Annotated in this window: 10 protein-coding genes and 1 pseudogene; 6 read left to right on the plus strand and 5 right to left on the minus strand. The window is 67.6% G+C overall.

Annotation, left to right across the window (positions count from 1 at the left end):
* Positions 1–11 precede the first annotated feature (11 nt).
* Positions 12–410: an SRPBCC family protein gene (locus AC6EUH_RS03150; RefSeq protein WP_499737770.1), complete on the plus strand. Its 399-nt coding sequence runs from the start codon at positions 12–14 to the stop codon at positions 408–410.
* Between the two features lie 14 nt (positions 411–424).
* Here AC6EUH_RS03150 and AC6EUH_RS03155 read toward each other — a convergent pair whose 3' ends face one another.
* A complete protein-coding gene (locus AC6EUH_RS03155; RefSeq protein WP_499737771.1) occupies positions 425–1,399 on the minus strand; it encodes an SMP-30/gluconolactonase/LRE family protein in 975 nt (324 codons plus the stop codon).
* Positions 1,400–1,587: 188 nt separating this feature from the next.
* Between AC6EUH_RS03155 and aroQ the strand changes: the two genes are divergently transcribed.
* A complete protein-coding gene (gene aroQ, locus AC6EUH_RS03160) occupies positions 1,588–2,061 on the plus strand; it encodes a type II 3-dehydroquinate dehydratase (RefSeq protein ID WP_499737772.1) in 474 nt (157 codons plus the stop codon).
* 2 nt (positions 2,062–2,063) lie between these two features.
* Positions 2,064–3,161 (plus strand): annotated as a pseudogene (locus AC6EUH_RS03165) (DUF2332 domain-containing protein).
* Positions 3,162–3,211: 50 nt separating this feature from the next.
* Here AC6EUH_RS03165 and AC6EUH_RS03170 read toward each other — a convergent pair.
* Positions 3,212–4,396, minus strand: coding sequence for a MarP family serine protease (locus AC6EUH_RS03170; RefSeq protein ID WP_499737773.1), 1,185 nt, complete (start codon positions 4,394–4,396; stop codon positions 3,212–3,214).
* Between the two features lie 206 nt (positions 4,397–4,602).
* On the opposite strand from AC6EUH_RS03170, the gene AC6EUH_RS03175 reads away from it, so the two are divergent.
* Positions 4,603–5,280, plus strand: a complete 678-nt coding sequence (locus AC6EUH_RS03175; RefSeq protein ID WP_011693220.1) for a Crp/Fnr family transcriptional regulator — start codon at positions 4,603–4,605, stop codon at positions 5,278–5,280.
* Positions 5,281–5,629: 349 nt separating this feature from the next.
* On the opposite strand, the gene AC6EUH_RS03180 is transcribed toward AC6EUH_RS03175, so the two are convergent.
* The 3 genes from AC6EUH_RS03180 to sp36 are packed head-to-tail and all read right to left on the minus strand — an operon-like array spanning position 5,630 to position 7,285.
* Positions 5,630–6,541, minus strand: coding sequence for an NUDIX hydrolase (locus AC6EUH_RS03180; protein ID WP_056433754.1), 912 nt, complete (start codon positions 6,539–6,541; stop codon positions 5,630–5,632).
* Between the two features lie 16 nt (positions 6,542–6,557).
* Positions 6,558–7,127, minus strand: coding sequence for a RidA family protein (locus AC6EUH_RS03185; RefSeq protein ID WP_056433757.1), 570 nt, complete (start codon positions 7,125–7,127; stop codon positions 6,558–6,560).
* 2 nt (positions 7,128–7,129) lie between these two features.
* Entirely contained in the window at positions 7,130–7,285 is a 156-nt protein-coding gene (gene sp36 / locus AC6EUH_RS03190; protein ID WP_144671455.1) for a Sp36 family protein, read from the minus strand.
* Between the two features lie 37 nt (positions 7,286–7,322).
* Between sp36 and AC6EUH_RS03195 the strand changes: the two genes are divergently transcribed.
* Positions 7,323–9,587, plus strand: a complete 2,265-nt coding sequence (locus AC6EUH_RS03195; protein WP_499737774.1) for a transglycosylase domain-containing protein — start codon at positions 7,323–7,325, stop codon at positions 9,585–9,587.
* Between the two features lie 3 nt (positions 9,588–9,590).
* On the plus strand, positions 9,591–10,538 hold the full coding sequence (locus tag AC6EUH_RS03200; RefSeq protein WP_499737775.1) for a metallophosphoesterase: 948 nt from the start codon (positions 9,591–9,593) through the stop codon (positions 10,536–10,538).
* Positions 10,539–10,692 lie beyond the last annotated feature (154 nt).

Raw genomic sequence — 10,692 nt, forward strand, 5'->3', positions numbered from 1 at the left:
GGGCTGCCCGGATGAGCTTCTCCGTGTCGCGCCGGATTGACGCGTCCGCGGAGGACATCTGGGATCTGCTCACCGATACCGGGAAGTGGCCGGCCTGGGGGCCGTCGATCACCGGTGCCGAGCCGGCCGCGGACGGGCCCGGGTCCGGGCCCTTCCGCGGAGGGCTTGCCTTCGGCAGCCGCGGCAGGGTCAGGACCGTTCTGGGCGTGGCGCTGCCGTACACCGTGACGGCGTTTGAGCCCGGACGGTACTGGTCCTGGTCCGTGGCGGGGATCCCGGCCACCGGCCACCGGATCGTTCCGCAGGGCGGCGGATGCGTCGTTACCTTTACGGTCCCGTGGTGGGCGCCCGCCTACCTTCCGGTGTGCGCCCTGGCGCTGCGCCGGATTGAGCGGCTCGCGACACATTAGGGGCTCGCGGGCCTTCAGTCGCCGGAGCGGGCCCTGACGAGGACTGCCTCGAAGCTCTTGGCCGCGGGCGTGGTGAATTTCGCGTTGACGAGTGCGAGGGTGTTGCCGAACAGCGCCGCCGTGGTGGGGACGTCGAAGTTCTTGCTGGTGATGACTTCCTCCACCTCACCGGAGCTCACGCGTCCGTTCAGGTCGATCCGGCTGACTTGGTTGAGGAGGTTCTGGACGGCCCAGAGGGTGTCACCGCGGACGACGATGCCATCGACATTCGGCAGTGCGACCGGGTCCCCGGCGGAGTTAGTGACCTCGATCTTCTTATTGGATCCGTCGCGCGTGTCCACGGCGTACAGGGCGCAGCGGCCGGTGTGGGCGACGATCAGTGTGCGGCCCTCATCAGCGGCGGCGATGCCGTTGAGGTTGAATCCTTCGTCCACGGTCCCGGCAGGCGCTTCAAGGGCGACTGTCCGGGCTTTGCCCGGGTTGCCGTCATGGCTGATCGGGATCCGGTAAAGCTCACCGGCGCGGGAATTGGTGAACCACGCGACGTCGCGGGTCAGGATGACGTCGTTGATGAACTTGTCGCCGCCCTTGGCCAGTTGATACACGGCCACGGTCTTCCTCGTCTCCAGGTCGTACACATAGGCCTGGCCGGTGGCGCCGCCGGCGACGAAGAGAAGCTCATTGTCCCGGTCGACCTTCATACCCAGGGCTGCCCGGCCTTTCGGCGCCGTGATGAACAGCATTGCGGTGCCTCTGTCGATATCTCCGCGGAAGATGTTGCCGTTGAGCCGGTCGCCGGCGAAGAAGGTGCTGCCCTCCCCTGCGGCGATGCCCTCAGCACCGGTGGCGCCGGGGAGTTTGATCACCGAGGACCGCTCATCGCCGTGCGTCCGGTCGGCGGTCGCGAGGGGTGCCGGCACGAGAAAGGCCGCCAGGGCGAGGATGCCGACGGCGATCCAACGGATTGGTTTTACCTGAATATTGCGCATGATGTGCTCCGAGATCGGGCTTTCCGCGCGGGTCGGCCAGCACGGGAGCTCCGCGCGATGGTCATTCCAGTGTAGGCACGCCGCCCGGCGCAGGCCAGAGCCCGCGGGCCGGTCCCGGGCTGTCATCTGAGCGCCCGGTCCGCGGCCGGGTGCGGCGGCCCGCGGCGCAACGCGATACATTGGCAGGCATGAGCGAAGCCACCCCCGACGGCGCCGGCCGCGGCACCATCCTGGTCCTCAACGGGCCCAACCTGAACCTGCTCGGCACCCGCGAACCGGAGAAGTACGGCACCGCCACCCTGGCCGACGTCGAACAACTCGCCAAGGACACCGGCGCGGCGCACGGCATCGACGTCGAGTGCTTCCAGTCGAACCACGAGGGTGCCCTTGTGGATGCCATCCATGCCGCCCGCGGAAAGGCTGTCGGCATCGTGATCAACGCCGGCGCTTACACCCACACCTCGGTGGCCATCCGGGACGCCATCTCCGCGGTGCAGCTGCCCGCCGTCGAGGTCCACATCACGAATGTCCACGCCCGCGAGGCGTTCCGGCACCACTCGTACCTCTCGGACATCAGCAAGGCAGTGATCGCCGGCGCGGGGATCCTGGGCTACCGGTTCGCCGTTGAGTTCCTCGCCGGGCTGCAGGCCAGCCGGGACTGAGCATGTCCCCCGCTGATCCCGCCGGCAGGGAGCCGGCCGCTCCCCGGCCCGGCCCAACGGAACCAGGCCCGGCGGTATCAGGCCGAGCGGAGTCCGGGACATCGCAGTGGTACCGGCACTTCGGCGCCGTCGACGCGCCTGGGAATTCCGCGTGCTACGCCGAATGGTCGGTGGGCATCGCGGACGACCCGGAGCTGCTCCGGCGGATCGACGAGTGGCCGCACAACAAGCGCCAGCCCCTGCTGATGCTCGCGGCGGCACGCTTCCTCGGCGCACAAATCAGCCCCTACCCGGATTTCCGGGCGTTCCTGGACGCGCACTGGGAGGACGTCTCCCGGATAGTGCTCACCCGGGCCACCCAGACCAACGAGGCCGGCCGCTGCGCCACCCTGCTGCCCTCCCTGGCGCAGATCGCCGCCGCCGGCGGGCGGCCGCTCGCTCTGCTTGAGGTCGGGGCCTCGGCCGGGCTCAACCTGTTTCCCGAACGCTACGGCTATGAGTACGACGCCGGCCCCGGGCTCACCCGGCTGGACCCGGCCGGCGCTGCTCCCGGCAGTTAGCCGGTCCTGGGCTGCGCCGTCACCGGCCCGGTCCCGCTCCCGGCGGCGCTCCCGCCGGTGGTGTGGCGGGCGGGGATCGATCTGAACCCCCTCGACGTCCGGAACCCCGACGACGTCGCCTGGCTGGAGGCGCTGATCTGGCCGGAGCAGGACTTCCGCCGCGAGCGGCTGCGCCGGGCGATCGCCGTGGCGCGGGCCGACCCGCCCCTCCTGGTGGCCGGGGACCTCAACGACCGGTTCCTCGACTTGGCCGCGCAGGCGCCGTCGGACGCCATTCTGGTGGTCTTCCACAGCGCGGTCCTGGCCTACCTCGATGCGGCCGCCCGGGACCGGTTCCGCGCCGCAATGGCGCGGCTCGCCGTCGATACCGGCTGCCACTGGCTCTCCAACGAGGGGCACACCGTCATCCTCCAGGCCGACGGCTCCAGCGTGGTCCCGGAGATGGACGACGAGCGGCTCCGCGGCCGGTTCCTGCTGCTTCACAACGGGAAGCCGGTGGCGATCACAGGCCCCCACGGCCAGAGCCTGGAGTGGCTCTGACCGGCCGCATTCCGGCGCCCAGTGAGTTCTGGCCCGCTACTTCTGGCCCGTTACTTCTGGATGCACTGGCCCGGGGAGACCGCGTTCGCAAGGCCCGGCGCCTGGGCGGCGACCGGTCGCAGGTCCGCCATAGTGATGGCGTAACCGAGCGGGGATCCGCTGGTGGCCTTGGCGAAAATTACTCCGGCCACCTGGCCGTCGTTGGTCAGCAGCGGGCCTCCCGAGTTGCCCGGCTGGACGTCCCCGGCGATCCGGTAAACGTCCGCCGGCGCGGGGTTGTTGCCGTAAATGTCCGGCACCAGCACTGTCGCGATGTCCTGCACCGTGGCAGGTTTGGACTGGAACGGGCCGCCGTGGGGGTACCCGGCGAACGCCGCCGGGCTGCCGGCCGCCAGGTCGGAACTAAGGGGCAGCGGGGCGGTCCGCAGGCCGTCCACGGCCACGACTGCGAGGTCATGCTGGGTGTCGAAGTACACCACGCGCCCGGGCAGGGCACCGGCGCCGGGGATCTCCACAACCGGCTCCGGCACGCCGGCAACCACGTGGGCGTTCGTGACCACGCGGCCGGGCGAGACCACGAAACCGGTCCCGGTCTGGTTCTGTCCGCACTGGTAGGCGGTGCCGGCGATCTTCAGGACCGAATCCGCGGCCCTGTTCAGCGCCGGGGTGTCGGTGCTGGTATCCGGAATGGCCACCGGCTGGCCTTCCCCGATGCCCTCGAACAGCGTCGGGATGCCCTCACCGATCACCGCGGACCGAAGCTGGGCCATCGAGGTTTTCAGCGGTACGGGGGTTACGCCGTCGATGAAGCGGATCACTTTGGATTCGGCGAGCGGCTGGGAGACGAAGGGCACGCCGAGTGCGCCGATACTGAACGCCAGCATCGACATCACCAGGGCGGATACCACCACGTTGACACCTCCGCCGGCCAACCGGTCCACGGACCGCAGCGGGTTGATTTTGACGACGCTGCGGATGTTGCGCCCGATGGCGGTGCCAATCCCATGCCCCAGCATCATCAACAAAACGGCGGTGGCAATGATCGCCGTGAGGCGCCAGCCGCTGTCCTCCACCAGGCCGCTGACAATGGGGACGGACACAAACGCGGCCACGGCGCCCGCGGCGAACCCGGCGATGCCGCCGACTGTGACGAGGAAGCCGTTGCGAAGGCCGTGGAACAGGTAGGACAGCAGTGTCAGAATCAACACGAGGTCCAGGATGGTCAAGCCGAACACCGAGGCTCCTTAAAGGCGGGTAAGCCCCAATTCTACCGGCGCAGACTGACAATTTGCCGAGCGTCCGCGGAGGCCACGGACAGCCGGGCTGGCTCCCCCTCCACGACGTTTGGCGCGTTTCGGTGCCAAGTACGTCACAGAAGCGCCAAAATTCTGAAACAATGGCTGAAGCGCCCCAGCCGACACAGTTTTAGTCAGGAGATTTCATGGATATCGAGGTATTGCGCCGCGCCCCCCTTTTCGCCACGCTCGACGACGAGGCGTTCCGTCTGCTGACGGACGAACTCACCGAGGTGGACCTCTCACGCGGAGCCTCGGTATTCCGGGAAGGTGACCAGGGCGACCAGCTCTATTTCATCGTCTCCGGCAAGGTCAAGCTCGGCCGCACGTCCCCTGACGGCCGGGAGTCCCTGCTTGCCATCCTCGGCCCGGGTGAGCTCTTCGGCGAGATGGCACTGTTCGATCCGAGCCCGCGGACCGCCACGGCAACGGCCGTCTCTGAAACGCGGCTGGCCGGGCTGAAGAACGAGAGCCTCAACGCCCTGCTGCGCACCCGCCCTGAGGTTTCCGCACAGTTGCTGCAGGCCCTGGCACGCCGCCTGCGCCGCACCAACGATTCCCTGTCCGACCTGGTGTTCTCCGATGTTCCGGGCCGCGTCGCCAAGGCGCTGCTGGACCTGGCAGACCGCTTCGGCCGTCCCGCGACCGACGGCGTCCTGGTGGCCCACGAGCTCACCCAGGAAGAACTGGCCCAGCTGGTCGGGGCGTCCCGCGAGACGGTCAACAAGGCCCTCGCCGAATTTGTGCAGCGCGGCTGGCTGCGCCTGGAGGCCCGCGCCGTCGTCATCCTCGACATGCAGCGCCTCCGCCAGCGTTCCCGCTAGGCCCGTTTGGCAGCACACCCGCAGTTCGCCCGAAGGCCGGCCCGTGAAAACGGCGCCGGCCTTCGGTGGTTAAGCCCGAAAGAACGCCCGCCCGCCGGACATGCCCAGCGGTGGACTCACGTCCCGCCGGACATGCCCATCCCTGGGCTCACATCCCACCGGACATGCCCGTTCCTGGCAGCTAGGAGTGGCCATAATGCCACTATGTCCACTGGCTCGGGCCCGCGGAGGGCATGTCCAGTGGCAGGGCGGGATGAACGGGCGGCATGTCCACTGTTGGGGCACTGCACAGGGCATGTCCCTTGAGCGGTCCTGCCAGCCAGTGCCCCGGCCCTTCAGCGCCCCGGGGTCAGCGTTCGCGCTGGGGTTCTCCGGCGACCGTCTTGGCCGCCTCCACCTCGAGCAGGAGCTGTCCGTTTTCCTCGACAAGCTTCGGCTGGTAGACGTGGGCCTTGCGCTTGTAGCTCAGGTAGGCGATGCAGCCGTTGGCCGCCGCCATCTTCTCCAGCATGATCTCCGAGCCGGGCACCAGCAGCTGGCTCAGGGTGAGCCCGACGGTGTTCTCCTGGCCCGCCTCGTCGCCGAGCTCGGTGGTGTCCCGGCCGTCGATGACCTTCCGGGCGCACACCCAGCGGCCCCACACGCCCTTGCTGGCGAGCAACGAGGGCTGCTGGTTCATCGGCACGGTGGCCGCGAAATACCGGGTGTTGAAGCGGCGGTGCGCGAAGTCCGGGCTGAGCCAGTTGACCAGGGGTTTGAGCAGGTCCGTCCGCACCGAGAGCCCGCGCTTGGCCAGCACCTCGGTAAACGACTTCTCCTGCTCCGCCACGGCCACGCGGGCCCGCATCCACTCGGCCGAGGACGTGGCCTCCACCGTGGTGGACAGGTCCGGGCCGGCCAGGAGGATGCCGGTTTCCTCAAACAGTTCACGGATGGCGCCCACCACGTGGCGGCGCGCCAGTCCGACGTCGACGGTCCCCATCTGCTCGGCCCAATGCTGCGGTGAGGGGCCCAGCCAGCCGACCGCGTCGTCGTCGGACGCCTCCAGCGACCCGCCCGGAAAGGCGAGGACACCCAGCGGTGACGATCCCGGCCGGTAACCCAGCCAGGTCTCCAGGCCCGTGGGCGAATCGCGAAGCAGCACCACCGAGGAAGCGAACCGTGCCGCGCGGGGCGTCCGTTCGCCGTGTTCAAGCCAGCTGCGGGCCGCCCCCTCAAGATCCGGGGGAAGGACAAACAGTCGTCGGGCTAACTGAGGCAAGGAACTGACCGGCCCTCTAGGCGAATTCGGCGATCAGTTCGACTTCAACCGGTGAGTCGAGCGGAAGGACGGCCACGCCGACGGCGGACCGTGCGTGCTGGCCGGCGTCGCCGAGGACCTTGCCCAGCAGGTCGGACGCGCCGTTGATCACACCGGGCTGGCCGGTGAAGGACGGGTCGGAGGCGACGAACCCCACAACCTTGACGATCCGCGTGATCCGGTCGAGGTCCCCGATGACGCTCTTCACGGCTGCCAGGGCGTTGACGGCGCACACCGCGGCGTACCGCTGGGCGGCGTCCGGTGAGACCGTGGCCTCGTCCGAGGCGCCTTCAGTGCCCGAGGACACCTTGCCGGTCGCTTCCAGCTGGCCGTTGATGAACGGCAGCTGACCCGAGGTGTAGACATGGTTGCCGGAAATCACAGCCGGGACGTAGGCGGCCACCGGGGCGGCAACCTCCGGCAGGGTCAGGCCCAGCTCGGCGAGGCGCTGCTCGACGGCGGACGACGCGCCCGTTCCTGAGGTGCTGCGGTCCGGAGTTTCGGAGTCTCCGGACGCGCCCGGAGCGGAAGATGCGGGGGTGCTCATGGCTACTGCTTCTCCCTCTTGAGATAGGCAACCAGGCCGTTTCCTTCGGGGCCCGGAACAACCTGGACAAGCTCCCAGCCGTCGTCACCCCACTGGTCCAAAATCTGCTTTGTGGCGTGGATAATGAGCGGAATCGTGGCGTACTCCCATTTGGTCATGAGCTAAAGCCTAGTCCTTGCCGGTAAAGTGGAAAACATGGCGACTGGTAAGAACCCTTTATTTGACACGGCCACCACCCTCGGAAAGATCCTTCTTTTCCTGGGCGTGAGCGCCATTTGTGGCGTCCTGGTGGCGGGACTGCTGGTCCCTGCGGCCGCCGTCACCGGCAGCTCGGCCAGCGGGTCGATCAAATTCTTCGACACCCTTCCGGCGGAGCTGAAGGTTGATCCGCCAAGCCAGTCCACCAAGATTCTGGCGGCCGACGGCAGCGTCATCGCCAACCTCTACCTCGAGAACCGCACCCGCGTGTCGCTGGATGACATGTCCCCGCACATCAAGAACGCGGTCATCGCCATCGAGGACAGCCGCTTCTACGAACACGGCGGCGTGGACACCACCGGCATCATGCGCGCGCTGGTCAGCACCGCCCGGGGCAACAAGCAGGGCGCGTCGACCATCACGCAGCAGTACGTGAACAATGTCATCAACTCTTCCCTCGAGGCCGAGGGCAAGGGCGACGAGGTCCTCCTGAACGGCGTGAACAAGGGCGTCGGGGACAAGCTCCGCGAGATGAAGCTCGCCATCGCTCTGGAGAAGAAGTTCACCAAGGAGGAGATCCTTGAGGGCTACCTCAACATCGTCTTCTTCAACCGCGACGCCTACGGCATTGAGGCAGCCTCACGGTTGTTCTTCAGCACCACCGCCAAGAAACTGACCCTCCCGCAGGCGGCGCTTCTCGCCGGCGTTGTGAATAGCCCGTCGTTCTACGATCCGATCACCAACCCGGAGAACGCCAAGAACCGCCGCGACCTGGTGCTGAAGGCCATGTACACGCAGGGCAAGATCAAGCAGGCGGACTATGAAGCCGCCGTCGCCACGCCGGTCACCACCAAGGTGACCCAGCCCCGGCAGGGCTGCGCCTACTCGCCGACGTCGCCGTACTTCTGCGATTACGTGCTGCACCTGCTGCTCAACAACCCGGCGTACGGCGCGGACGCGAAAGAACGTGAGCGGAAGGTCTTCCGCGGCGGCCTGACGATCAAGACCACCCTGGAGCCCGCCGCCCAGAAGGCAGCCCAGGCGCAGGTGGATGCCGCGGCCGGCGCGAACCCGGACAAGTGGGGCGCCGCCCTGGTCTCCGTGGAGCCGGGCACGGGCAAAATCACCAACATGGCCCAGAACACCTCGTGGCTGCCGGCCAAGGGGAAGTTCGACACCCAGTTGAACTTCAACGTCGACAAGTACGACGAAAAAGGCAATGACATCAACGGCCTCGGCGGCGCACAGCCGGGATCCACGATGAAACCGTTTACCTTCGCCCAATGGCTGGACGAGGGCAAATCCATGAACACCGTGGTCGACGGCTCTGTGCGGAAGTACCCCCTGAACTTCCAGTGGCGGAACTCCTGCGGCACCACCACGGGCGCCTACAACTCCGCCGAAGAAGGCCTGGGCGCCGCGCCCGACCTGCAGAACGCCGAAGAGGGCTACTACAAGCCCATGACGGTCCTTCGGGGCCTCTACAACTCCATTAACACGGTCACGTTCGCCTCCGCCGCGCAGCTGGACTTCTGCGGGATTCAAAAGATCGTGGACGCGGTGGGCATCCACAACGGCCTCGACAACAAACCGGTCAACATGTCTGTTGTGGCCAACCTCCTGGGTTCCACCCAGACCTCGCCGCTGACCATGGCCAGTGCGTTCGCCACTTTCGCCAACGACGGCCGGTACTGCGCGCCGATCGCCATCACGTCCGTGACGGATGCAACCGGTGCCCAGCTCCCCGCCCAGGCCACCAACTGCCGGGACGCGCTCAAACCGGAGGTCGCCCGCGGCGTCAACTACGCGCTGCAGGAGGTCCTGAACCGCGGGTCCGGCTCGCTCATTCAGCCGAGGATCTCCACCCGGACAAACTTCCCGATCGCGGCCAAGACCGGTACGTCGAACAACAACGGTTCCACCTGGGTTGTCGGCCACACCACGGGCCTCGCGACGGCCGCCTGGTTCGGCGACCCGCTGACCAACCAAAAGCGCGCCGGGCAGAACATCACGATCAACGGGAACTTCTACACGGGCATCGACGGTTACATGATCGCCGGCCCCATGTTCTCCCAGTTCATGGCGCAGATCGCCCCCTCGCATGGCACGGAGCCGTTCCCGGAACCGCCGTCGAACCTGTTGTACGAAGCCGCGCCGTACCAGCCGCCCAGCAACAACAACAGCGACACCAAGGCTCCGTCGACGGAGAGCGCTACTCCCAAGGAGCCGGCGCCGTCCGCGCCGCCGGAAAAGAAGAAGTAGCCCGTGGCCGGGGGATTTGATCTGGCAAGCCGCGTCCGAAGCATTGGGCGCGGCTTTGCCGTAACCGCCGCAGCCGGTGCCGTGACGGGCGCCGCCGTGACCGGCTACGGGCTGTGGGAAAAGAACCAGTTCGTCCTGCGCGAGGAGACCCTGCCCATCCTCCCGGCCGGTTTTGGCCCGATCCGGGTGCTGCACCTCAGCGACATCCATTTCGTGCCCGGGCAGCACCGGAAGGCCGAGTGGCTGTCCTCGCTGGCGGAACTGCGGCCGGACCTGGTGGTGAACACCGGCGACAACCTCAGCCACGCCAAGTCAGTGGAGCCCCTGCTGGAGTCGCTCCATCCGCTGATGGAGTTCCCGGGCGTCTTTGTTCCCGGCTCAAACGACTACTTCGCCCCGACGCTGAAGAACCCGGTGTCGTATTTCCAGGGCCCGTCCTCGCACACCAGGGAGCCGGCCAGGCTGGACTGGCCCCGGCTCCGTGCAGGCTTCGGCATGGGCGGCTGGGTGGACCTGACCAACCGCTGCCAATCGCTCGTGATCAAAGGCCTGCGCGTTGATTTTTCCGGCGTCGACGATCCGCACTTGGGCCTCGAACGCTACGCGGGCTGGCCCCGTGGCACGAAGGGCAGGGACAGCAGACCGCATCTTCGCGTCGCAGTCATCCACGCCCCCTACCAGCGTGTCCTGGACCGTTTCACCGAGGACGGCGCCGACCTGCTGCTGGCCGGGCACACCCACGGCGGCCAGATCTGCGTCCCGGGTTTCGGCGCCCTCGTCGCCAACTGCGACCTCCCGACCTGGCGCGCCAAGGGCCTGCATGACTGGGAAAGCAAGGGACGCACGACGCCGGTCAACGTCTCGGGCGGCATCGGCACCTCCCGTTTCGCTCCGGTCAGGATCGCTTGCCGGCCCGAGGCCGTTCTGCTGACGCTCACTCCGCGTTCCTGAGCCGCCCGCTCCCCTCGATACTCACTGGACATGCTCTCCCCTGTGCTGCACGGATGGACATAGTGGGCCTATGTCCACGCCCTGCGCTATGGACCGGACATGTCCCGCGGCACGGCAGCGCTTATGTCCACGCCCTGCGCCGGGGACCGGACAT

It is taken from the genome of Arthrobacter sp. 001422645, from assembly GCF_059816125.1.